Here is a 24,905-nt window from a genome sequence, read left to right on the forward strand (position 1 = left end):
TTTTGACATTATTTTTCAGTGCGAGTGGCTAGTGACTGGTAGCAATGGCCAAGCGTTTGGCCTTGACCGCCTGTCGCAACAATCCCAAGAGGAAGGCGCCCAGCAATAAACCGCCGACGGAGAAGATGATGTCACCAAACATCCGCATCCATACCAGGCGTTCTACCAGCGGGCTGTGGATCACCTCTGCCGAGCGGGCAAACCAGTAGCCATGATCCAGCACGGCGAAGAACTGCACTATGCCCACCGGCAGCAATGACAGGAACAACATGGCGGCCAGCCCCAGATTCAGGCTCCAGAATGCCCCCTTGAGCCACTTGTCTTCCCAGCGCAGTTTACCGGCAAGTCCCGACAGGCAGAACAACATCAGGCCTATCCCCAGCATGCCGTAGACTCCCATAAAGGCGCCGTGGGCGTGGGTGGCCGTGGTATTCAGCCCTTGAATGTAATAGAGGGCAATCGGTGGATTGATCAGGAAGCCCAGTACACCGGCGCCCACCAGATTCCAGAAAGCGGTGGCAACAAAGAACATGATGGCCCAGTGATAGCGTTGCATCCAGGGAGCGGCCCGGCGCAGGCGATAGCTTTCTACCGCTTCAAAACCGATAAGGGCCAGAGGCACCACTTCCAGCGCCGAGAAGATAGCGCCCCAGGCGATGACCGAAGTGGGTGTGCCGGTGAAATAGAGGTGATGCAGTGTGCCTATCAGGCCCCCGGTCAGGAAGATCAGGGTAGAGAAGAGTACCGCACTATTGGCACTGCGGGCACGGATCAGGCCAAGACGCACAAACATCAGGGCGATAACCGAGGTAGCAAAGGTTTCAAAGAAGCCTTCAACCCACAGATGTACTACCCACCAACGCCAGTATTCGGCGATGGCAAGGTTAGTGTGCTTGCCCATAAACAGCCCGGCACCATAGAAGAGGCCGATGGCAACACAGGAGGCATAGAGCACCCAGAGCACAGGTTTTAGCTCAGACTCCTGTTTCAGGGCGGGCAACATGGCGCGGCTCACCAGCGCCAGCCAGATCATCAATCCGGCCAACAGCAGCAGTTGCCACACCCGGCCGAGATCTATGTATTCATATCCCTGGTGACCGAAGAGGAAGTTGTTGTCCAGTGAGAAATATTGCTGTACCCCCAGCCATTCACCGGCCATGGAGCCCAGCACCACTACCAGCAGAGCGACCCACAATAGGTTGACACCGAAGCGTTGATATTTGGGCTCGTGGCCGGAAAGCGCCGGCGCGATATAGAGTCCGGTACCGAGCCAGGCCGTCGCTATCCAGAATACAGCCAGTTGAGTATGCCAGGTGCGGGTCACTGAATAGGGCAGGATCTCACTCAAGGGAAAACCGTAAAACTCCTGGCCTTCAACCGCATAGTGCGCCGTGACGCCACCTAGCAGTATCTGCAGCAGAAATAGGCCGATAGCGGTAATGAAATATTTACCTGTGGCCTTTTGTGACGGTGTGGGTTTGTGTCTGAACAGGGGATCTTTTGTGGCGGGAGCCGGCAGGGCTTCATGTTTGCCGGCTGCGTGATACCAAACCAGGGCACCGATACCGGCCAGCAGAGTCACTATGCTCAGAATCGACCAGACGATATTGTCTGAGGTCGGTGTGTTACCCAGTTGCGGATCGTAGGGCCAATTGTTGGTGTAGGTGTAATTGGCATCCGGGCGTTCGGTCACTGCGGCCCAAGCGCTCCAAAACAGGAAGGCATTGAGCTGTTGACGGCGCTCGGCAGATCCTATGGTATTGGTTTTCATCGCATAGGCTTCCCGTAGCTCATTCAACGCGGGATCGTCACCGAACAAAGATTGATAGTGCTGACTCACTTGCGCCATGGCGGCGATACGGGTGTCGGAAAGCATTACCCGTGTGTGACCTCTCTCGTCTGTAGTGACAGTGTTATGGCGCAAATCATCCCTTAAAGCTTGCTCCAATGCGGCCTGAGTACTCTTGTCCAGGCTATTGAAAGGTTTGTTGTATGTCTCCTTGGCGCGAATATCCAGCCAGGCTTCGGCCTCACGGTGCAGCCAGTCTGCAGTCCAATCCGGAGCCACATAAGCACCATGGCCCCAGACGGAGCCAAGTTGATGCCCGCCCATGGAGCGCCAAACCAACTGCCCTTGTTCTATATCCTTGCCGCTGAAAACCACTTGGCCCTGGCTGTCGCTATAGGTATCGGCAATCGGTGGTTTTTCCCGATAGATTTCACTGCCGATACTGAGAAGCACAGTGAAAGAAGCGACCAACACAAGTAACAGTGCGATCAGGGTGAATTTTTGTCTGCTCATTGGCATCCCTCTGACAAAGTCTATTTGATAGGTTTCCTTCCATAGAGCAGCTAACGTGCCAACTTTTATTCTTGTTTTTAATCAGTGTATTACTTATTTGTGTGCTTTTGATATTGTCATTTTGATTGTATTTAACGTGTCCTTTTAACATTAATTATTGTCATTGTGACACTGACTGTTTACCAGAAAGCTATAACTGATATCTTGACGAGAAATCTTGGATTTCAAATTCTTTAGTTAATTGAAAAAATAGGTTTTTTTTCATTAATTTGAGTTTATGTTTCTTTGGGTGCGCATTTGATGTTTTATGGGTAAATATTCTATTTTTTAATGGGTTACCTGGCTTCTTTTTCTGGTTTTTTTTCGCTAAAAGCAAAAATAAGTCAACTGTTTCTACTGAAAAATAACCCTAATTAATGATATAATCCCGCCTGTAACCCACGTGTTTTCCGGAGTCTCGTTAGAGCCAGGTTTCTCTTTTATTAGCTTCCCCGCATTTTCAACTGGAGGGTCATTTGAACGCAGATATCATCAACAGCTTTTTCCTTGTCGGGGCCTTGCTTGTCGCAGTCAGCGTACTGCTCAGCCCAGTATCGTCGCGACTCGGTATTCCTATTTTGGTGGTATTTCTCGCTGTGGGTATTTTTGCCGGTGAAGATGGTCCTGGCGGCATAGTATTCAACGACTATTCAGTTGCTTATTTGGTTAGTAACCTGGCGCTGGCGGTTATTCTGCTTGATGGTGGCATGCGTACCCGGGTTGCCAGTTTCAGGGTGGCATTGTGGCCGGCCTTGTCCTTGGCCACTTTTGGGGTGGCGTTAACCACCACGCTGACAGGTTTGTTGGCTGCCTGGCTGTTCGATCTCAACTTACTTCAGGGCATGTTGGTGGGGGCTATTGTCGGCTCGACCGATGCTGCGGCGGTATTTAGCCTGCTGAAAGGCAAAAACGTGAATGAGCGTGTCGGTTCGACACTGGAAATTGAATCTGGCTGTAACGACCCCATGGCCGTGTTTTTGACCGTGACTCTGATTGCCATTCTTGGCAGCAGTGGCGATGAACTCTCGGGCAGCTATCTGGCACTGAGCTTTATCAAACAGTTTGGCCTTGGCGGGATCCTCGGTGTCGGCGGCGGTTGGCTACTGTGGCAGGTTATCAATCGCAATCAATTGCCCGAAGGCCTCTACTCCATTTTGGTGCTAAGTGGCGGACTGATGATCTTCGCCATCTCCAATGCCCTGGGAGGCAGTGGTATTCTGTCTATCTATCTGGTGGGACTGTTTCTCGGTAATAAGGCGACCCGTGGCAAACACTCGATTCTCAACGTGCTCGATGGTATGACTTGGCTCAGTCAGATAGGCATGTTCCTGGTTCTGGGACTCTTGCTGACGCCATCGGATCTGAAAGATATCGCCTTACCGGGTTTGGCACTGGCCTTTGGGATGATCTTTCTGGCGCGGCCGATTGCGGTTTGGCTCAGTTTGCTACCGTTTCGCAGCTTTCATGACAGAGACAGATGGTTTATCTCCTGGGTCGGGCTGCGCGGCGCAGTACCCATTATTCTCGCGGTATTTCCCATGATGGCGGGGCTGCCACAGGCGCAGCTTTACTTCAACCTGGCCTTCTTCGTGGTGATGGTTTCCTTGCTGCTGCAGGGCAGTACCTTGTCCAAGGCGGCGCAGCTGGCCAAGGTGGAGTTGCCACCCAAACCGGCACCTATTTCCCGCGCCGGGGTGGAAATTTATCCCACCAGTGAATGGGAGATATTTGTCTATCGTCTCAGCGAGAACAAATGGTGTATCGGTGAACCTCTGAGGCGCCTTGCCATGCCGGCGGGAACCCGGATTGCCGCCGTATTTCGCAATAACGAACTGTTGCACCCTTCGGGGAGTACCAGGCTGATGGCCGATGACATTCTTTGTGTGCTGGGGCAAGAGGACGATTTGGAGCCTCTGAGTCAGCTGTTCAGTGAGGCGCCAGAAAAACGCGAGGCGCCCCGCTTCTTTGGTGACTTCTTTATTTCAGTGGATGTGATGCTGGCCGATATGGCACCGATTTACGGCATGCAGCTGGAACCCGAATATGAGCAGATGAGGGTTGCCGACTTACTGCTACAGCAACTCGGCAGTCACCCTGTAGTGGGGGATCAATTCCTCTGGCAAGGGCTGGACTGGATAGTCGCCGAGGTGCAGGAAGGGACAGTCAGCCGGGTTGGTTTGAGATTGCCCTCTGAAGACTGAAAAAAGCGAAGAACGAAGAAAGTGAAAAGTGAAGAAATGCCGACTTTGAGTCGGCATTTCTACGGTTATTTTCTCAATAGAGCGAAGCATCGCTCTCATTGGGGCGGGTCTTGAACCTGCGATGCAGCCACATGTACTGCGCCGGATTACGGCTGATCAACTGCTCGACAATGCCGTTACCGCGTTTGGCGTCTTCCACCTCATTTTCGCCGGGGAAGTTATCCAGCGGCGCCTGTATCTCTATGTTGTAACCCGTATCGTCGGCGTTGCGCTCGACAAAGAAGGGCAGCACTTTGGCTTTACCCAGCTTGGCCAAGGTGGTGCCGCCGGTGATGGTGGCAGCATCGGGAACGGCGAAGAAGGGGATAAATACGGCGCTGGAGCGGCCAAAGTCCTGATCTGCTGTATACCAGATGACATCAGGGTTACGCAGGCAACGCACCATCTGCCTGAGATCCCGCTTGGGAACCAGCGCTTTGTTTGAACGCAAACGGCCCTTTACCTGCAGGTATTCCATTACAGGGTTGTTATGGGGGCGGTACACACCAACCCCAGGCTGAAATTGGCCGAATATTCTTGCGCCCATCTCCAGCGGCAAGCAGTGAACCGCAAACAGAATAACCCCCTGACCGGCTGCCAGTGTCTGCTCTACATGCTCCTGACCCTTTATCTGCATGTGCTTTTGCACCTTGTCATTGTTCCACCACCAGGCATTGATGGTATCGAAAATCGCCTTGCCTGTTTCCTGGAAATTACGTCTTAGCAGCGTCTCTCGCTCGGCCTCACTCATTTGTGGAAAACACAGCTCAAGGTTACGCCTGGCGGTGTTGACCCGGCTTCCGGCCAGCTTCATTGCCAGAAGGCCAAAGGTGCTGCCAAGCTTCATTTGCCATTTAAGTGGCAGCAGGAGAGTCAGCCTGGCCAGGCCGACAGCAAACCACAGCAACCAGAATTTAGGATGATACAAGTGAGTGGAAAATTGCGCTTTCTCTACCAAAACGATAAACCCGTTTACTGGAAAAATTACCGCATATTCTAACCCAATTTATTGTGAAAATTAGGTACAATTAGGGTTTATTTGGCCCGAAGAAGACAAGTTCGTTATGAAGGTAACTCTGCCCCCATTTGAAAAAGCCAAGGTTCTGGTCATTGGTGATGTAATGCTTGACCGATACTGGGGTGGCTCAACCGGTCGCATTTCACCCGAGGCGCCTGTACCTGTGGTGCGAATCAATCAGATAGAGGATAGGCCCGGCGGTGCTGCCAACGTGGCACTAAATATCGCGGCGCTGGGCGGTTCGGTGCAACTGGCCGGTATTGTCGGTGCCGATGAGGCCGCAGCTGCCCTGCATATGGGCATCAGCACCTTAGGCGTGGAACCCAAGTGGCTGACAGTCGAAAACAAACCCACGATCACTAAGCTGCGAGTGCTGAGCTGCAATCAACAGCTTATCCGCTTGGATTTTGAAGAGACCTTTGCCCGGGAACAGAGCCAGGCGTTATTGGCGCAGAGCGAGGCCTTGCTGGATGATTGCAAGGTACTGGTATTGTCTGACTACGCTAAAGGGGCCATCGACCAACCTCAGGCCTTTATTGCCAAGGCCAGAGCCAAGGGGATCTGTGTCTTGGTGGATCCCAAGGGCAGTGATTTCGGTCGTTATGCCGGAGCCAGCCTGATCACCCCCAATATGAATGAGTTTGAGGCTGTAGTGGGCACTGTCAGCTCTGAGGCCGATCTGGTGGCCAAGGCGCAGGCCTTGATTAGTGAGCATCAACTGGGGGCGATTCTGGTGACTCGTTCGGAGAAGGGCATGACACTTATCACCAGTGAAGGAGATGAGTTGCATATCCCGACTATGGCCAGGGAAGTTTATGATGTGACCGGTGCCGGAGATACAGTGATCTCGGCGCTTGCCACAGCTTTGGCTGCAGGCAGCGACCTGCCGCAAGCTTGCGCCATTGCCAATAGCGCCGCCGGTGTGGTGGTTGGCAAGCTGGGGACTTCCACCGTCAGTCGTATTGAACTCATCGAGGCCCTGGCTCAGCATCAGGGAGAGTCGGGCTTTGGGGTGGTCAGCGAAGATCAACTGCTGTACGCCATTCAGCAAGCCAAGCTCAGAGGTGAGCGGGTGGTGATGACCAATGGTTGCTTTGACATACTCCATGCCGGGCACGTCAGTTACCTTAAAGAAGCCAGGGCCTTGGGTGATAGATTGATAGTAGCGGTTAATGACGACGCTTCGGTAAAACGGCTCAAGGGTGAAGGACGTCCGGTCAATAGTCTTGAGCGGCGAATGGCAGTACTGGCGGGGCTGGCTTCTGTCGATTGGGTGGTGCCTTTCAGCGAAGATACGCCGCAGCGGGTGATCGCCAGATTGTTGCCGGATCTCCTGGTCAAGGGGGGCGACTACCGGGTAGAAGAGATTGCCGGCGGTGAAGAAGTGATCGCTGCCGGTGGCAGTGTAAAGGTGCTGGGATTCGAAGATGGTATCTCCACCACTGCCATTATTCAGAATATTATGACCAAGTCCTGATGTTGATGGCGGCGTTGCTATCGGGAAGCTTGTTTTGGACCGATGTGGGTCCGAAACAGGCTTTGATATGTCCGCCATCTGAATTACCTCAGTGTTTGCAGCAACTCCCCGATAGGGTCAAGCAACAATTGCCTCTGTCTCAACAAGCTTTCTTTGATGCTTTGGGGAGGAGAGGTGCCATGTCTCTGCCTGTCGAAGATGACAGAATTGCCGGCATGGTTCTCTGGGCACCGCAATATATCCCTCAAAGTCAAAGTGCTATCTGGAATGGTCAAAATCATGAACTGCCGTTGCAGCATCAGCCGCAATTAACTCTCTGGCATGAGTTGGGGCATTTGGAAGTAAAGCGCCTGCAAGGAAATGTTCTGCCTGCCGAGTTGTCTGAACTGGACCATGAGTGGCTGGCTGATACTTATCTCGCTTGGCGTTGTGCTAAAGAATGGAACAGTCTGGAACTTGTTTGGCAACAATACCATCGTCGCAACCTGGCCGTCATTTCTGATATCGGCAATTTGTCACACTGGAGTCCCCTTTACCTGATACAAGTGTTAAGAAGATATGATCAAAAGAAAATCGCAGGATTTGCTGATTTTACAACATTTGTGCTCGATTTTTATCCGGTTATCAGTAGTTATTCTCAGGACGAAGTGGCGGAATTTTCCAGCTTGCTGCAACATCTTTTTTCTCGAAATCGTCGGCAAGCCCTTCCGGGCTATATGTTTTGGCGTCGTGAGCAGTTGGGTAGAGTGTTGCAACCCACCTTGGAACAGCTGTTAGGAACCGAAAGCGCCAATTTTTTGTTGTTTAAAGAATGCATGTTGCAATAATGTGAAAAATAAGCGCTTTTTTTAGTTTTCTTAGCTGAACCTTTGCTGAACAAAAGTGAAAAACACTGTTAACCTCCCTCTTTTCGGCAGTATTCTCTTTAGCCCTTTGATAAGCTCGTTTGCAATAAAAACAACAGGGATAAGAGGCAAACAAGAATGGCCAAGCGTTCAAAGGCTCAGACTGAGCTGACTATCAATCAGATTATGGACGAAGCTCTCAAACAGATCTTAACTATTGGCTTTGAGGCTATGTCTTATACAACACTTTCTGAAGCAACGGGGATTAGCCGCACGGGAATTAGTCATCATTTTCCGCGCAAAATTGATTTTTTAACAAGATTAGATGTGCGTATTGGCCGATTGTTTCTGGCCGCTCTGGATTTTTCCAGTGTTGAAGCGCTCGAACATTCCTGGATGCAGGCGCTGCAACAAGCAGAGCATAGGGCGGTATTGAGGCTTTTCTTTAGTCTTTGTGGATACAATAATCCAGAGATCACTCTGTTTCGTGCCGTAGCTATGGCCAGAGAAAACGCTCAGATAGAGCTGGGGGATAAGGGTGACCAGATGATCAACGATCTCCTGGGGCGCAGTGCTGTTATGTTATTGTCCGACCCGGGTATCTCTTACGCTGCTTAAAATCCCGTTTAAGCGACTCCCATTCAAGCGATTCATAGAGATAATTGAGACAGCAGGCTTAGGCCTGCTGTTTTACTTGGACGCTCTGTATATTAAGGCCAGCTGTCGCTGCGAAAAGCAGCGCCGTACACAGCAACTCTTTATTATCAAAGGCAACTTATATCAGAGCTGGCGGGTATAGGCCTGGCAGATATTCTGCTCACCTGTCTGCTTGGCTCGTTTCAGTGCCACTTCTGCATTGCCGAGGAATTGCTCCAGACTCTGGCCCGGTAGATAGGCGGCTATACCTATGCTGATCCCTTCGGCCAAGCCATTTTCACTTAGGCTGGCCAGAGCCTTGACCGCATAGTGGTGCGCCTGGTTGGCATCGGTTTCCGGCAATATGATAATGAGTTTTCCCAACTGCCAGTGGGACATTTGATAGCTGTTGGGCAGATCCCTGAGTAGTTGCATCTCCACCTCGTGTTGGCGGTTTTCCAACTGGCCTATATCACTCATATGGCTGAGCATGCCCTCGGGGCTTATGTCCATCAGAAGCAGACTGGCCTGTAGTTTTTCATCTTCGGACATGGACTTGAAGTAGCGATCCAGATCTCTGAGATTCACCAGGATGGTACTGCGGTGCGGCACCAGATCGCCACTGGCTTCAACTTTATTTCTCGGGGTTGCCTGTTCCAGGGTGCATATCAGATACTCAATCTCGCCGTCTTGATCCAGATAGCCCTTGAGCGTGGCCTGCAGGCAACTGCCATGACGCTGGGTACAAAGGATCTGCCCCTGCCACTGGCCTTGCATACTCACCAATTGGCTTATTCTTTGCCATTGGTTGCCAAGATCGTTTTCCAGTAGAGCCGCCAGACTATGGCTGATATCGCCATTGAGCTGCATCAGCTTATCGAAGGCGTCGTTAACTTTGAGCAACTGCCCCGACGGCGTGGTCAAGGCGGTAGCAACATTGCTGCCGGTCAACAGCTTGCTGAGGAAGGCTTCCTGTTGGGCTTGTTTGAGTTCGCCGATATCCTCAAAGGTAATCAGTAGATAAGTCTGTCGGCTGGCATAGTAACGGCGGATATGCAGTCTGAGTTGGGCGTTGTCCAGAGACTCTAGTTGCACCTCGCCACGCCACTCTCCGATATCTGCAAGTTGCTGTTTTATTGATGCGTAGAGCTCATCCTCCAACTGCAGGATCCGCTGCAAACTGCGATCCGGCAGCTCATCTTGTTCGAGTTGCAGAATACGGGCAGCAGTGGCGTTGGCGCTGACGATACGGCCACTAGGGTTGACCAGTACACAACCCAGGTTGGAGCGGAACAGGCCACGGGCCAACTCGATGCTGTTTTGTCTGGCACGCTGTTCGAGGCGGAACATATGGGTCAGCAGAATAACCGCGGTCGCCAGAATGGTCAGTATGGCGGCACAAGCCAACAACATATTGCGCCATTGGAAAAAGCGCGAAGCGATATCGTGATTGCGGATATAGGAAAGCAGCAGATATTCACGCTTGGCATCATTGGGCGAGGCCAACTGCAATTTGAGGTAGACGAAGGTGGCGTCTTCACCGTGGAATTGGCCAAAGTTGCTTGCGGCCATCTTGCTCCATAGTGCCGGGTAGCTCTGTCTTATGCTGCTGCCCATGGTTTCCGGTAACCTTGCCAAGGGCTCCAGATCCGATGCTCCGGCATAGAGCAGGCCTTGATTGTCAAACAGCAATAGCGGCGAGGCATTGCTGGAGAAAGCGGGTTTTATCGCCTGCAGCATTTGCAACATGGAGTTGTAGGTGACCAGATAACCGCGCACAGTCTGATCTTGAGTTTCCAGTCGGGCGACTTGATATATGTAAGGTTCGAGACGCCCGCTAATCGGGGCAAACTCCAATGCCGAGGTATAAATATCCTGGCTTCCGAGGTTATGCTTGTTACCCAAGAGTGCCGGCGGCATAGACATGCCGCCGAAGGTATTACTGGTAGCGATACGAAACTTGCCATCGGCATCAAACAGGGCCAGATCCAGTAGCTCTGGGGTGCTACGCTTCAGGCTGTCCCAGCTCGTCAATAGACGCTGATATTCCTTGTGTCCCGGATTATCCAGGTACTGGCGTAGATACTCGGACTTGGCAAACATCTGGGTGCGAAACTGTTGGAAGGAGATTTTATCGGCCAGCAGGGCGCCGACGGTTTGCAGCTCGCTGTATCTTTGTACCGCCCATTCCTCCTGCAGACGTCGTTCGCCTAAGGTGATTAACACATTGGTAATAAGTATCACAGTGATCACCAGCATGCTCAGCTGACTGGCAACGGCCAGCAAGCGCTGCTGGGACCAGTGAATACCCTGAGCCGAGATAAGCAAAGGCGTGTCTTTGAGTCCGGTATTCTTTTTGAACATGGAACTGTGCTGGCTCCAGAGTGAAAAATTGCGCTCATGTTAACACGAAATAACCCGGCGGGCATCGACGGTGACTGAGTGCTCACCGAGCGGTTAACAATGGGGCCAAGCAAGGCGCAAATCAGTTATGTGACGGTTTTGACCGGGGTTATGGCATCATCGGCTGGATTCAGCGGTTAAATTATCCCAGCTGCCCGAGGATCCTGTGCTTGAATTGACAACCGGCGTCTTCCACTAGTTTGCGACAGGCGTCGATATCCACCCCTTCCAGGCCATCGAGTGCCGATACCTGCACCTGCTTGATGTAACGGGGCGCTTCGCGGATAAAGGCGTTGACCGCATCCCAGGACCCCGCCAGCCGTGGGCGACAGTGTTTAATATAGCCTGTCTCTGTGTCGGCATTGAGTGAGATCGACAGGGCATCGACGCACTCGGCCAGCTCAGGCAATATGTTGCGCCTGTGAAACAGGTTACCGAGGCCATCGGTATTGACTCTAACCTTACCACCGCGGTGTTTTATTTCGCGGGCCACTTCCAGCAAGGTGTCGAGATTGAGTGTCGGTTCACCGTAGCCGCAGAACACATATTCATCGAAACGGGTTACCTCGCCGAGTAGCGGAATGATATCGCTGCCGCGGGGGCGGACCTTGAGATCCAGCTGATACTCATGAATACTCTTGCTGCCGTTGTGCTTGGGGCAGAAGCGACATCTCAAGGTGCAGCGGCCGGTAATATTCAGATAGCGGCTGTTGCGTATGTCATAGACGAGTGTGGGTTGGCTTTGGGCTGTGCTGCTCATAACGACTCAATAGGGCATGCAGGATATATCTTTGAGTCTAACCAAGAATCCTTGTTGAAAATGCTAGCAGGATCAGAAAACCCCTACTTGGGGCCTGTATTGGTCGGCTTGATATGAATTTGTTGCCTGATAAGGGAAGGGAGCCTTTGGGCTCCCTTAAATAACTTACTCAGTGTTGCGATTCATTTAACTGGGCCTCAGCCTCTTTAGGACGCCACCACCAGTGGTACAGGGCCCGGCTCTTGTGGGTCAGATCATCGAGAATGATATAGAGCATGGGTACCAGGATCAGGGTCACCAAGGTGGAGAACAGAATACCGAACGCCAGAGAGGTGGCCATGGGGATCACTATCTGTGCCTGCAGGCTGCGCTCCATTATGATGGGCACCAGGCCGACGAAAGTGGTCAGCGAGGTGAGGATAATCGCCCGGAAACGATAACACCCCGAATCTATGGCAGCCTTGACCACTGACTGACCCTGCTCACGGGCGCGGTTGACGAAGTCTACCAAAATCAATGAATCATTCACTACCACCCCTGCCAGAGCAACTATGCCGCAGAGACTGAGAATGCTCATGGACAGCCCCAGAATAAAGTGGCCAAAAAGTGCGCCTATCATACCGAAGGGGATCACCGACATGATGATCAGCGGCTGGCTGTAGGACTTGAGCGGAATGGCCATCAAGGCATAGATGGTAAATATCGCGAAGAAGAAGCCTTGCAGCAAGCCGACCATAGCCGCCTGTTCATCCTGGCTGGCACCGTCGAGGCTGGCGGAAATATGGGAATATTTACGCTCGAGCTCAGGCATAAACTTCTCCTGGATCTCCTGCACCACCTTGGAGGGCTCCACTTTATCCTTGTTGGCGTTGGCGGTTACGGTAATCGCCCTGCGACCATCCACCCGGGTTATGGAAGAGTAAGATTCCCCCAGTTCGAGTTCGGCCACGGTAGAGAAGGGCACCGCCATGCCATTTGGCGTGCGGATCATCATGTTCTCCAGATGGCCTATGGTGCGGCGCTGTTCCAGCGGATAACGCACCATCACCTTGACCTCTTCCTTGTTGCGCAAAATTCGTTGCGCCTCATAACCATAGAAGCCATAACGCACCTGGCGCGCCAGATCCGATAACGTCAGCCCAAGCGCCTCGGCCTCGGGACGAATTTTGAGGCGAATTTCATGGCTGCCGGAGGAGAAATTATCGGCAATATCATAAACGCCTTCATAACTGGCAAGCTTCTGCTTTAGTTCTTTGGCGGCTGCTGACAATTGTTCCAGATCGGTGGAGGTAAAGCGAAAAGAGATATCGCCGCCGGCATCATTGGTGCTGGCATTGATATTGAGTTTCTTCACCGCCACCAAGTCCGGCAGCTGTTTGCGCCAGGCCTCGGCTATAGTCACGCCGTCCACTTCCCTGTCTTCACCCTTGGTCAGCTCGGCAAAGATAAATGCCGAGGTGCGGCTGCTCATATTGATAAAGCTGTGCTTCACCACAGGGTAGCCGATTTCGGATTCCATCTGCTGGTTCATGGTATAGAGGGCATTTTCAATTTTCTGCACCACATCCAGGGTGTTGAGCTCTGAACTGCCTTCATCCATTTCCAGATTGACCTGGATAAAGTCGGATGGAATATCCGGGAAGAACACCCAGCGCACCTTGCCACTGGTGACCATGGCGACCGACAGAATAAGCACGCCGATAAAGCCCGCCACCAGGGTATATCTGTGGGGGATCATCCGCTCCATAAAGTTGCGGTAACTGTGGTGGATAAAATGCTGCACTTTTTCGTTGAAGGCGCGCTTGAAGCGGCCAAATGGCCCAGGGTTGGGATTGGGTTTGCTGGGCTTCATGTGCGCCAGGTGCGCCGGCAGAATGAACTTGGACTCTACCAGTGAAAAGGCCAGGCAGAGGATCACTATCATGCCGATGGATTTCCAGATGATCCCCATGGGACCGGGCACCATCAACATGGGGATAAAAGCGGCGATAGTGGTCAACACTCCGAAAGTGGCGGGCATGGCGACCTTCTTGGCGCCGCGGATCACATTGGTGATCGAGTGGCCGTGACGCTCGACCTCGGTATGGGCACTCTCGCCTATGACTATCGCATCATCCACCACTATCCCCAGCACCAAAATAAAGGCGAACAGGGTCAACATGTTGATAGACAAGCCAAAAGGTTCCATCGGCATCAGCGCCATGGCGCCGAGGAAGCACACAGGCAGCCCCAGCATAACCCAGAAGGCCAGTTTCAGATCCAGGAACAGTGCCAGGATAATGAACACCAACAAGGCACCCATAAACATGTTGGACAGCATCATGTTGAGGCGGCCCTTGAGATAGTGGGTTAGGTCACCCCAGTAGTCCAGTTTGGCACCACTGGGCAGAGTGGCCTGACGCTCGGCAATAAAACCTTTGACCTGATCGGCAATCGTCAAGGCGTTTTGATCGTCTATGCTGGTGATCTCTATGATGGCCGCTGGCATGCCGTCGAAGCGGGTGTACTCGAGCCGCTCCTCAAAGTCATCCTTGATCTCGGCCACCATGGGCAGCATTACCCGGCTACCATCGGCGCGGGTACTGACCACTATGTTGGCAAAGTCATCTCCCGTGTAGGCCTGGCCCTTGGTACGCAAAAGTATGTCACCGTCCTGAGCCCGAATTGAGCCACCGGGCAGATCTATCGAAGTGTTCTGCACTGCCTGCGCCACCTGAGTGAAGGTGAGGCCGTACTCTCTGAGCTTATCTTCCGAGACTTCGATACCGATTTCATAGTCGCGTACCCCGGTCACTTCGGCGCGGGTCACCGCTGGCAGGTTGGTGATCTCATCACGGATCTCCTTGGCCAGCTCTTTCATATCGTGCAGTGTCATGTCGCCATAGACAGACACCCAAATGACGTTGTTTTCTGGCTTGATCCTGAAAATATCCGGTTTTTCGATATTGGCCGGGAAGGTGGCGATGGCATCGACTCTGAGTTTGGCCTCATCCAGTACTTCTTTGGCATCATAGCCGTCTTCCACCTCTATGGTGACCGAGCCTACGCCTTCACTGGCAACCGAGGTGACTTTCTTGATGCCGCTGATGTCCTGAATCGCCTCTTCAATCTTGATGGTGATCCCTTCTTCAATCTCCTGCGGCGCCGCGCCGGGGTAGGCGACCGAGATCCGCAAATAGTTGAGTTCGAAGCTGGGAAACACCTCTTTATTGATCAGAAAGGCACTGAATATCCCGCCAATCAGCAAAACCCACATCAAGAGGTTGGCGGCGACATTGTTGCGGGTAAACCAGGCAATGATCCCTTTTTCTTGCTCCATCAGAGTTCACCCGCCGCAGCCAGGTGCTGCTCCTGAGTGTCACTATCTTCACTGTGGGAAGCGTCTTTGTCCTTGTCATTGGCGACACGAACCAATTGACCATTGGTCATATTGTTAAGGTTGGTCTTGGAAACCCGTTCGCCGTCTTTGAGGCTGTCCTTGATGTAGACATACTCAAGATCGGTACGCACCACGTTGACCTGACGCATCTCTATCTTGTTGTCCTTGTCTATTACGGCTACATGTTGATTACGCACCATATACCTTGGCAGTTTCACCAGACCATCCACTGTGCGGCCCTTGATCACGGCGTTGACAAAACTGCCGAATTTCAGTGGCAACTGGCCGCTCTGTTTCTGCTTTCGCAGATAAGGGTCCTGCACTTCGGCCACAAGATAGACCATGCGGTTGTCCGGATCTATCACCCCTTCACTGCGTACTACCTTACCGGTCCAGGTCACGGTTTTTCCCGCTAAGGCGGCGCTCAGGGTCACCTGAGTATCAGGGTTATCTACTGATTCCAGATAGGCCAGATCTTTGTTGGTCAGTGGCAGGCGTACTTCGGCCACAGCCGTGTCGTAAAGTTCTCCCAGGTTACTGCCTATGGAAACGTACTGCCCCAAATCGACACTGCGGGCACGCACTATGGCATCGAAAGGGGCTCGGATAACGGTGCGTTCCAAGTTGCGTTTGGCTCTGGCAAGTGCCGCTTCGGCATACTTGACGTTGGCTTGCTCTTTCTTCAACTGAGGAACCCGCAAGCCAAGCTCGGGTGGCATGCCGTTGTCATAACCGCTGAATTCTATCTTGGCGACTTCGCCGCGGGCAATTTCTTCATCCAGTGCTGCCTTGGCCTGGGCCAGAGTCGCCTGGGCTTGCATCAGGTCGGCCTCATAATCAGAGGGTTCTATCGTTGCCAGTTCATCGCCCTGGTGCACCACACCACCGGCCACAAAGGCCGGGGCTATGCTGAGGATGCGGCCCTGAACTTCGCTGACCAGCTGGGTCTTATTCTTGGGGGTCACACTGCCGTAGGAGGGCAGGTTGAGTGACATTGTCTGCTGTTCGACCTGAGTCACATCGACCACAGGCAGCGGGATCTCTTCCGCTTTTTGTTCCGGCTCCTGCTTGGTCATCATCAGGAGTTCGGCGCCAATTATGGCGACCGCTATGATGAGCAGTGGTGCTATTCTTCGGAAAAATGTCTTCATAATCTTCTGCATATCCATGCTTGCGGCTTGATCTGAGCCTAAATTACCAGACAAGCAACGGCCAATAAATGTGTTTTTGTAAATAAAATGTGTCAAAAGCTGTTGGTGGCGAGAAGGCTGTGAGGCAGGTAACAAAAAAGGACCCTAGGGTCCTTTTTGGCGATAGCTTAAGCCGAAGCTTATGGTGTTCTTGCAAAAGACTTAGTCCATTTGCCGCGAACCATGCCTTGTACTCAGGTCTGTAAGTCTAAGCAGAGAACCCATGGGGCTTGTTCGCCCCTAGCTTATTTCTTCTTCTTTTTCTTGCCGTTCTTGGTGCTGGTATCCTTGGTTTTGACCTTTTTCTTGGTCGGCACCTTGGCTTCTTTGTGCTTGGGACGTAGCTCTTCGATGATCCGCCGTTTCAGCTTCTGCTCAATATAGCGCTCAATCTTGTTGAGGATCCGCATATCATGGGCTTCCACCAGAGAGATGGCTGTACCCTTGGCGCCGGCGCGGCCGGTACGGCCAATCCTGTGCACATAGGCGTCGGCAGAGCGGGGCATATCATAGTTGATCACATGGGTAATGCCTTCGATATCTATGCCGCGGGCAGCGACGTCAGTAGCCAGCAGTACCTTGACTTCCCCCTTGGTGAAACGCCCCAGCGCCTGGAAACGCTTTTTCTGCTCCATATCGCCGCGCATAAAGGCGGCGGGGATCCCGGCTTGCAGCAACAAACCTTCCAGGCTGCTGACCACTTCGCGGGTCTTGCAAAAGACGATGGCGCGCTTGGTTTCTTCCTGATTGAGCAGGTGGCACAAGAGAGCAAACTTGTGCTCTTTGTTGTCGGCCAGGTGGATCCATTGATGGATTTTGGCCTTTTCGCTGCGTGGCGGTTCGGCTTCCACCAATACAGGATCATTGAGCAGCTCGCCGGCAAAACGGCGCACGCCGCTGCCTTCCAGTGTGGCGGAGAACAGCATATTCTGCTTACGCCCCTGCGCTTCTATGGCTAGGGTCTGCACCACCTGAGAGAAGCCCATATCCAGCATGCGGTCGGCTTCATCTATGATAAGCAGTTCCACTTCGGTGGCTTCAAACTTACGCTTCTCCAAGTATTCGAGCAGACGGCCCGGAGTCGCTACCAGAATATCCAGATTACCGGCCAGGGCTTCTTCCTGCGGGGCGTATGGAACGCCGCCTGTGATGATGCCAATCTCCAGCCCAAGTCCGGTTGCCAGATGGCAGGCGTATCTGTGTACCTGACTGGCCAGCTCGCGGGTCGGAGTCAGCACCAGTACTCTGGCCTGGCCAGGACGACGGCGAGGGAAGTCAATCAGGTGTTGCAGTGCCGGCAGCAGGAAACTGGCGGTCTTACCTGTGCCGGTTGGGGCGTGGGCAAGAATATCCCGCTGCTCCAGCGCCAAAGGCAGAGCCAATTGTTGAATACTGGTCGGTGTCTTGTGGCCCATGGCTTTTAGCGAATCCAAAAGCCTATGGTCCAGATCAAAATCTTCAAATAGCATGGGAAGCATCTCAAACAATAATGCGCGGGAGTATACCTTGTCTGGGTTGCCGTGCACAGCTTGTGGTCTGGGAACTTGCGAATAAGTCCCTTTGCTGCAAGCAATGGTTTAGAGTTTCAGGTAAAAATCCCGAGTCAGTTGTACCATGGCCTCTGAATAACGGCCATCGGCTTCTCTGATATAGAGAGCTGAGTGGGCTTCCTGCGCGGCAACTGCTTCCCCTTTCTTGACATGCTCAAGCAGTAACAGCTGTCGGTTACAGGGCTTTTGAGGCGTGCTGCTGACACTGACCCGTGCGGCCAGTCGCAAACCTTGCTCAATTGCGGCGCGTTTAAATCTGTCCAAGCTCTGGATTGGCAGAATAAGACTCGCCTGTCCCTGTGGTTTTAACAACTGCTTTATCGCCAGACACAGCTCGTCAAAGCTCAGATGCTCCGTATGTCTCGCTGTGGCTCGTTTGGGGTCATCCGAGCGCGGGCCGGTTTCGAAATAGGGCGGGTTACAGAGAATATGGTCGAACAGCGTTGAGTCAGCCAAGGTATGCTCATGGCAATAGGCCTGAATTGAGCCTTGATACAGAGCGAGTCTGCTCGACCAGGGTGAAGCTTTGAAGTTGGTATTGCTGGCATGGGCTGCGCTGCAGTCGAGCTCAACCGCCAGTATTTCGGCCTCACTGCGCTGCGCCGCCATTAGACTCAGCAAGCCGCTGCCAGCCCCTATATCCAGTACTCGTTTGGCCCCGGTTAAGGGCGCCCAGGCGCCCAAGAGCACCCCATCAGTACTGACCGGCATACCGCAGCCGTGATCTTCGATATGAAATGCCTTGAAACTGAATGCCATTAACTGCCCAACCTCTCAAGCAAAATGCTTGGCGCTGATTTTATCCCGAAAGAGTCGTGATTCGCCAAGGCTTTGCCATAGCTTTGTTTCGCTGGAGTTCATACTTTGGCAGGGGATGCTGCTCACTTTAGGTTAGTGATGTCGGGCGAGTGTGAAAGGTCGTACCAGCAGGGAGGTTGGGCCGCCAGTAAATGTTTGCAAAATGCTATGTCTGTTGCCTCGTTTGGGGCAAGGGTGTGACCTTGAACAACTTTTTTTCATCCTGAGATTTGCATCTGTTGTGTTTTTGGTCGGCTATCGGGGCGTGTTATTGCGTACTTTGGTTAGGTCTGGTATTAGTGTTTCCCCTTAATTCGCGGCATTCTGCGAATTAGATCAAGGTAAAACAGTTTTAGGATAAGCAAAGCAGCGAAAACCCCTGCCAATTGTTCATAAACTCGCCAAGAATGGGCCGAATTTACCACGGATGCCTGTAATAAAGGCTTTACACTCGAATAGGGCGAGCGCGGCGGCTGTTATTTCAGCTATAGCTAAAAATGTCGCAATCACTTAAGTTTATTAAAAAAACATAACAAGATGGGGCATACAGTGCACAAGACTCAATTGACACTTGGTGACACCCTGGGCCTGGGATTCATGACCTTTGCGTTTTTCCTCGGGGCGGGCAACCTGATTTTTCCTCCTTTTGCCGGACAACTGGCAGGCGATAATATGCCACTGGCCATGATTGGCTTTTTGATTACCGCAGTGGGGTTACCGCTGGCCGGTTTGATTGCTGTGGCCAAGGCGCAGGGCAAGGTGATGAAGCTGTTACCAGCTTTTGCCGCGACTGCTCTGGCGGTGGCAATTTATATCATTATTGGCCCAGCCTTCGCGGCGCCTCGTACTGGCCTGGTGGCCTATGAGATTGGTGCGCTGCCTTTTATTCAAGACCCTGCATCGGTAGTCAATATTTTGGGGCTGGAACTGAATAAGCCACAGCTATTCTATACTCTGGGATTTTTTGTGGTGACCATGCTGCTGGCACTGTTTCCCGGCAAACTGATGGATAGTATAGGTAAGGTGTTGACACCTGTGCTGATTCTGCTGTTGGTGGGTTTGGCTGTCTCGGTGATCTTGCTGCCCGGCAGTGAAGTACCGGCAGCCAGCGGCGACTATATCAAGCACCCGCTGACCAAAGGCATTATCGAAGGCTACAACACCATGGACACTCTGGCGTCTTTGATGTTCGGTATGCTGATTATCGATATTTTGCGTAACAAAGGGGTGTCTGAGCCAGGCTTGCAGACTCGCTATCTGGTACGCGCCGCCTTGGTAGCCGCTGCCGGTCTGGCATTTGTGTATGTGTCGCTGTTCTTTCTCGGGGCAACCGCCGGCGATATGGCCAAGGGCGCCGAAAGTGGTGGCCAGATCCTCACCAACTATGTAACTCATGAGTTCGGTGATATGGGTATTATCCTGCTGTCCACTGTGGTTACTTTGGCCTGTTTGACCACGGCTGTGGGGTTGGTGAGTGCCTGCTCCGACTTTTTCCAAGAGTTGATCCCGGGCGCCACTTATCGTTTTCTGGTGGTGCTGTTCAGCGTCATCTGTGCCGTGGTGGCCAACGTAGGCCTGACTCAACTGCTGGCTATCAGTATTCCTGTGCTGATGACCATCTACCCTGTGGCGATAGCTTTGGTGTTGGTGACCTTCCTGACACCGTATTTCCGCAATCCGAAGTTTGCCCACAGACTGGCACTGTCGGTGGCCCTGTTCTTCGGTATTTTTGATGCCCTAAAGGTGACTGTGGCTTCACTCAAGCCGCTGACTGAAGTTGCCGAACCCAATGGTTTGCTGCTGGCCTTTGTGTCCGGGGTGGAAAGCCTGGCTCCTGTGATGTCTACTTTGCCGCTTTACGAAGAGGGCATGGCTTGGCTACCGCCAACCCTGACAGTGATGATTATCTGTCTGTTTGTTAGCCCCAAAGCGGCGCAAACGGCCTGAGGAAGGTATTTTCTCACAGTTTGCATCTATGCTCTGCATTGGCTTATCGGCCTGATGTAACATAGTTTGCAGCAAATGACTTAAGTCCTTTCCTGAGTGACTGGAGTCCATTTCGAGACGGCGTTATCCTTGATGACGCCGTTTTTTATTGGAGTATTGTTTGTGGCCGCGACTTCTTCATCCGCTTATGTCCAGGATCCCTTGATTGAAGGTTTTCTCGATGACATCTGGTCCAGTAAGGGCCTGAGCGACAACACCCTGGCGGCCTATCGCAATGACCTGCGCCATTTTGATCAGTACCTGCAGGGAAGAGGGCTGACGCTCAGCGCTGCCGGGCGTGAAGTGGTGCAGGATTATCTCGGTTTTCGATTCGATAAAGGGGGAGCCGAGAGTAGCAGCGCCAGGTTAAAGAGTAGCTTGCGACGCTTTTACGGCTTTTTGCTGCGTCGGCAACTGATAACGGAAGATCCCATGGCGCGTATCGCCTCCACCAAGCTCAAGCGCAAACTGCCCGGCAGTCTCAGCGAGGCCGAGGTGGATGCCCTGCTGGCAGAGCCCATACGGGAAGATCCGGTCGAAGCCAGAGATAAGGCGATGCTGGAGCTGTTATACGCCACCGGGCTCAGGGTCAGTGAATTGGTGGGATTGACGCTGGAGCAGATGAGTCTGCGTCAGGGGCTGGTACGGATCACGGGTAAAGGAGGCAAGGAGCGCTTGGTGCCCATGGGCGAGGTGGCCGTCAGCGAAATCGAGTCTTTCCTCAAGCTGGCGCGCGCCGAGCTGCTCGGCGGTAAACAGAGTGATGTGGTGTTTCCCTCCAAACGCGCCCAGATGATGACCCGCCAGACCTTCTGGCACAGGATCAAGCTCTATGCATTGCGAGCCGGTATCAGCACAGAGCTGTCGCCCCATACCCTGAGACACGCCTTTGCCACCCATTTGCTCAACCATGGCGCCGACTTGCGGGTAGTGCAGTTGCTGCTGGGGCACAGCTCCTTGTCCACCACCCAAATCTATACCCATGTGGCCAATGCCAGGTTGCAGTCGCTGCATCAACAGCATCATCCAAGAGGTTGAACAGGTTCCCCCCTATCAGCAAGCTATTCACTCACTTGGCTTTAACGCTAATGCCTGGGAAGGCTTTGATGGGAGCAAGCTCTTGTATAAGATGGTATTAGTTGCTTTAACTGACAACAGCCTGTAACTTTTCAGCCTCTGGCCCGGTCTGATGAAAGACGATAAAACCCAATCAGGCCCAAATAAGATAGGATTTCCAATGAAGTTAACCCGTGCATTTTCCCTGTGTCTGGCGCTGGCGGTTACACCTTTTGTCGGTGTCGCCTCAGCGGCTTCCGAGCCGGATGATCAACTGAAGCAAAAGCTCAGTGACACCTTGGGTATTGAAGTGATCTCTATGGCAGATTCACCCATTCCAGGTTTGTATCAGGCAATCACCAACCGTGGCGTACTCTATATCAGCAAAGATGGTTCCAAGCTGCTGCATGGCAATGTTTATGATATGAATCAAGGGATGAAAAACCTCACCGAGGCGGCGCTTGCTGGCCCAAGGCTCGAGATGCTTAAGCCATTTGAAGATAAGATGCTGGTTTACAAGGCCAAGAACGAAAAACATGTGGTGACTGTCTTTACCGATATCACCTGTGGTTATTGCCGTAAGCTGCATAACCAGATGCAGGAATACAATGATTTGGGGATAACAGTGCGCTATCTGGCTTATCCCCGCCAGGGCGTACCTTCACCCAACGCCCAGGAGATGGAAGCGGTTTGGTGTGCCAAGGATCCTCACAAGGCCATGGATGATGCCAAGGCCGGCAAGAGTATCAAAATGGCCAAGTGCGATGCCAATATTCCTGGGCAGTATCAACTGGGGATGAGTTTCGGCATCAATGGTACTCCGGCGGTTATCCTCGAAGATGGCAGCCTGATCCCGGGTTATCAGCCACCGAAAGAGTTGTTGTATAATCTTGAGCGTGCTCAGCAGTAATCGAAAAATCCCATTCAAAAAGGCGAGCAACCCACTCGCCTTTTTGTTATCTTGCCCGGCAAAGCCATTTTCAAGAATAGCCCACAGTGATCCACAAAATCGTCCGTCGTCCCAGGGTGGACGACAGCCATTTACCCGCTAATCTGCATCCGCTGTTAAAACAGATTTACGCCTGTCGCGGCGTTCAGGCTCCCGAGTGCGAGTTGGTGCTCAAACGTCTGCTCAGGCCGGATACCATGCTGGGCTTGCAGCAAGGGGCCGAGCTGGTGGCCGATGCCATCGCGGCCAATCGCCGTATTCTGATCATGGGTGATTTCGATGCCGATGGCGCCACCTCCACCAGTGTGTGTCTGTTGGCGCTCAGAATGATGGGAATGGAAAACTGTGATTATCTGATCCCCAATCGTTTCGATTATGGCTATGGTCTCAGCCCTGAAATAGTGGCGGTGGCGCACGGCAAGGGCGCCGAGCTACTGATCACTGTCGATAACGGTATCTCCTCCATCGAAGGCGTCAGGGCCGCCAAGGCGCTGGGGATGACGGTTGTCATCACAGATCACCATTTGCCGGGCAATGAATTGCCCGAGGCAGATGCCATTATTAACCCCAACCAACCCGGTTGCAGCTTCGCTTCCAAGTCGATTGCCGGGGTCGGGGTGGCTTTCTATCTGATGTTGGCACTGCGGGCCGAGCTGAGAAAACGTCACTGGTTTGTTAATCATGCCTTGGCCGAGCCCAACTTGAGCGTATTGCTGGACTTGGTGGCCCTGGGCACAGTGGCCGATGTAGTGTCGCTCGATGCCAACAACCGTATTTTGGTGGATGCCGGTATCAAACGGGTGCGAAACGGCGCCTGTCGTCCGGGGATCACCGCCTTGCTGGAGGTGGCCCGCCGCAATCCGGCGCGTTTGGTGGCCGCCGATTTCGGCTTTGCGGTTGGCCCCAGACTCAACGCCGCCGGAAGGCTGGATGAGATGGCACTCGGGGTCGAAACCCTCTTGTGTGATGACATGCTCAAGGCAAGAAGGATGGCGGCCGAGCTCGATGGCCTCAATGCCGAGCGCCGCGAGCTGGAAACCGGCATGCAGCAAGAAGCGATGAAGAGCCTGGAGGCGCTGCAGCTCAAAGAGAGTGAACAGCCCTGGGGCATAGCCCTGTATCAGCCGGACTGGCATCAGGGGGTGATAGGTATTCTGGCTTCCCGGATTAAAGACAGGTTTCACCGCCCGGTAATCGCCTTTGCCGAAGCCAGCGACACTGAAATCAAGGGCTCAGCCCGCTCCATCAAGGGGCTGCATATGCGCGATCTGCTGGAGCTTATCAATGCCCGTCATCCCGGAATGATCCTCAAGTTCGGTGGTCATGCCATGGCCGCCGGGCTGTCTTTGCGTAAGGATGCCTTCGAGCAGTTTGCCGAGGCCTTTGACACCTGTGTCCGTGAGCTGCTGACCCTGGAAGATCTCAATGGCGAGCTATTCTCCGACGGTGAATTGCCGCTTGAATGCTTTACCCTGGATACGGCGCAACTGCTCAGAGATGCCGGTCCCTGGGGCCAGGCCTTCCCCGAGCCGCTATTTGATGGCCATTTCAGAATTCTGCAGCAGAGACTGGTGGCAGAGAAACACCTTAAACTGGTGCTGGAGACTGAGTGCGGCCGGATCATGGCCGATGCCATCGCCTTCAATGTGGATCTCAAGACCTGGCCCGATGCCAGCATCAATCATGTGCGCCTGCTGTATAAGCTGGATGTGAACGAGTTTCGCGGCAACAGTAACCTGCAGTTGCTGGTTGAGCAGCTGGAGCCCCTGTAAAACAAGCAGTAAAACAATCAGTAAAACAGGCAGTAAAACAGGCAGTAAAACCAAGTGCAAACCGGGGTCTATTTAAGATAGAGACAGGCTGAGTAACGGCTCATATGTCGCAGGAGAGCAAGATGAATAATCTGTTTGCCAACATACCCAAGCAGCTCGATGCCGAGCAGTTTGACGCGCTTTTGGCTACGCCGGATCTTAAAATTGAGCGCATTCTGTCCCACGGTCAGGTAACGCCCGAAGGGCAATGGTACGATCAAGCGCAGCATGAATGGGTATTGCTGCTGCAGGGCGCCGCCCGGCTGCAATATCAAGATGGTTCAGAAGTGAGCCTGAACCCGGGGGACTGGCTCAATATCCCTGCTCATGTACGCCACAGAGTCAGCTGGACCGCCGAGGATCAAACCAGCGTCTGGTTGGCCATTTTTTACTCCTGAACCGACGGTTCTTGCTCTGCTCTTGCTCTGCAATCCGCTCAATTTTCCACAAAAAAGCCGCCAGCAGG

The 24,905-nt window shown here is 52.9% G+C and carries 17 protein-coding genes; 9 read left to right on the forward strand and 8 right to left on the reverse strand.

Features of this window, described 5'->3' with window-relative positions; genetic code table 11:
• Positions 1–28: 28 nt before the first annotated feature.
• Entirely contained in the window at positions 29–2,302 is a 2,274-nt protein-coding gene (locus WKR14_RS03900; RefSeq protein WP_339087402.1) for a nitric-oxide reductase large subunit, read from the reverse strand.
• Positions 2,303–2,817: 515 nt separating this feature from the next.
• On the opposite strand from WKR14_RS03900, the gene WKR14_RS03905 reads away from it, so the two are divergent.
• Complete coding sequence (locus WKR14_RS03905) at positions 2,818–4,542, forward strand: potassium/proton antiporter (RefSeq protein ID WP_144438680.1); 1,725 nt, start codon at positions 2,818–2,820, stop codon at positions 4,540–4,542.
• Positions 4,543–4,615: 73 nt separating this feature from the next.
• Here the strand turns inward: WKR14_RS03905 and lpxL are convergent, their stop codons facing one another.
• Positions 4,616–5,539, reverse strand: a complete 924-nt coding sequence (gene lpxL / locus WKR14_RS03910; RefSeq protein ID WP_339087403.1) for an LpxL/LpxP family Kdo(2)-lipid IV(A) lauroyl/palmitoleoyl acyltransferase — start codon at positions 5,537–5,539, stop codon at positions 4,616–4,618.
• Between the two features lie 106 nt (positions 5,540–5,645).
• Between lpxL and hldE the strand changes: the two genes are divergently transcribed.
• The 3 genes from hldE (at position 5,646) to WKR14_RS03925 (ending at position 8,539) form a co-directional block, all read left to right on the forward strand.
• Positions 5,646–7,076: a bifunctional D-glycero-beta-D-manno-heptose-7-phosphate kinase/D-glycero-beta-D-manno-heptose 1-phosphate adenylyltransferase HldE gene (gene hldE, locus WKR14_RS03915; protein ID WP_101052633.1), complete on the forward strand. Its 1,431-nt coding sequence runs from the start codon at positions 5,646–5,648 to the stop codon at positions 7,074–7,076.
• A gap of 179 nt (positions 7,077–7,255) precedes the next feature.
• Positions 7,256–7,903, forward strand: coding sequence for a hypothetical protein (locus WKR14_RS03920; RefSeq protein ID WP_339087404.1), 648 nt, complete (start codon positions 7,256–7,258; stop codon positions 7,901–7,903).
• 156 nt (positions 7,904–8,059) lie between these two features.
• A complete protein-coding gene (locus WKR14_RS03925; RefSeq protein WP_101052629.1) occupies positions 8,060–8,539 on the forward strand; it encodes a TetR family transcriptional regulator in 480 nt (159 codons plus the stop codon).
• Positions 8,540–8,701: 162 nt separating this feature from the next.
• Here the strand turns inward: WKR14_RS03925 and WKR14_RS03930 are convergent, their stop codons facing one another.
• From WKR14_RS03930 to WKR14_RS03955, 6 genes are all read right to left on the reverse strand, one after another.
• Entirely contained in the window at positions 8,702–10,921 is a 2,220-nt protein-coding gene (locus WKR14_RS03930; protein WP_101052627.1) for a PAS domain-containing protein, read from the reverse strand.
• A 181-nt stretch (positions 10,922–11,102) separates the two neighbouring features.
• Positions 11,103–11,720 (reverse strand): TatD family nuclease-associated radical SAM protein, encoded by a 618-nt coding sequence (locus tag WKR14_RS03935; RefSeq protein ID WP_165564495.1) that lies wholly within the window; start codon positions 11,718–11,720, stop codon positions 11,103–11,105.
• 169 nt (positions 11,721–11,889) lie between these two features.
• Positions 11,890–15,039, reverse strand: a complete 3,150-nt coding sequence (locus WKR14_RS03940; RefSeq protein ID WP_101052621.1) for an efflux RND transporter permease subunit — start codon at positions 15,037–15,039, stop codon at positions 11,890–11,892.
• Complete coding sequence (locus WKR14_RS03945) at positions 15,039–16,253, reverse strand: efflux RND transporter periplasmic adaptor subunit (protein WP_339087729.1); 1,215 nt, start codon at positions 16,251–16,253, stop codon at positions 15,039–15,041. The genes WKR14_RS03940 and WKR14_RS03945 overlap by 1 nt, the downstream gene beginning before the upstream one ends.
• A gap of 281 nt (positions 16,254–16,534) precedes the next feature.
• Positions 16,535–17,758: an ATP-dependent RNA helicase SrmB gene (gene srmB / locus WKR14_RS03950; RefSeq protein WP_101052619.1), complete on the reverse strand. Its 1,224-nt coding sequence runs from the start codon at positions 17,756–17,758 to the stop codon at positions 16,535–16,537.
• A 108-nt stretch (positions 17,759–17,866) separates the two neighbouring features.
• Complete coding sequence (locus WKR14_RS03955) at positions 17,867–18,598, reverse strand: tRNA1(Val) (adenine(37)-N6)-methyltransferase (protein ID WP_101052698.1); 732 nt, start codon at positions 18,596–18,598, stop codon at positions 17,867–17,869.
• 576 nt (positions 18,599–19,174) lie between these two features.
• Here WKR14_RS03955 and brnQ point away from each other — a divergent pair.
• From brnQ to WKR14_RS03980, 5 genes are all read left to right on the forward strand, one after another.
• The gene (gene brnQ / locus WKR14_RS03960; RefSeq protein ID WP_101052617.1) at positions 19,175–20,584 is read left to right on the forward strand and encodes a branched-chain amino acid transport system II carrier protein; all 1,410 of its coding nucleotides are present in this window, start codon (positions 19,175–19,177) and stop codon (positions 20,582–20,584) included.
• A gap of 132 nt (positions 20,585–20,716) precedes the next feature.
• The gene (gene xerD / locus WKR14_RS03965; protein WP_101052614.1) at positions 20,717–21,661 is read left to right on the forward strand and encodes a site-specific tyrosine recombinase XerD; all 945 of its coding nucleotides are present in this window, start codon (positions 20,717–20,719) and stop codon (positions 21,659–21,661) included.
• Positions 21,662–21,860: 199 nt separating this feature from the next.
• On the forward strand, positions 21,861–22,589 hold the full coding sequence (gene dsbC, locus WKR14_RS03970; RefSeq protein WP_101052612.1) for a bifunctional protein-disulfide isomerase/oxidoreductase DsbC: 729 nt from the start codon (positions 21,861–21,863) through the stop codon (positions 22,587–22,589).
• 86 nt (positions 22,590–22,675) lie between these two features.
• Positions 22,676–24,400: a single-stranded-DNA-specific exonuclease RecJ gene (recJ, locus tag WKR14_RS03975; RefSeq protein ID WP_101052610.1), complete on the forward strand. Its 1,725-nt coding sequence runs from the start codon at positions 22,676–22,678 to the stop codon at positions 24,398–24,400.
• A gap of 122 nt (positions 24,401–24,522) precedes the next feature.
• On the forward strand, positions 24,523–24,837 hold the full coding sequence (locus tag WKR14_RS03980; RefSeq protein ID WP_101052608.1) for a cupin domain-containing protein: 315 nt from the start codon (positions 24,523–24,525) through the stop codon (positions 24,835–24,837).
• Positions 24,838–24,905: the final 68 nt, after the last annotated feature.

Source organism: Shewanella chilikensis (assembly GCF_037953065.1).
Taxonomy (GTDB): domain Bacteria; phylum Pseudomonadota; class Gammaproteobacteria; order Enterobacterales; family Shewanellaceae; genus Shewanella; species Shewanella chilikensis.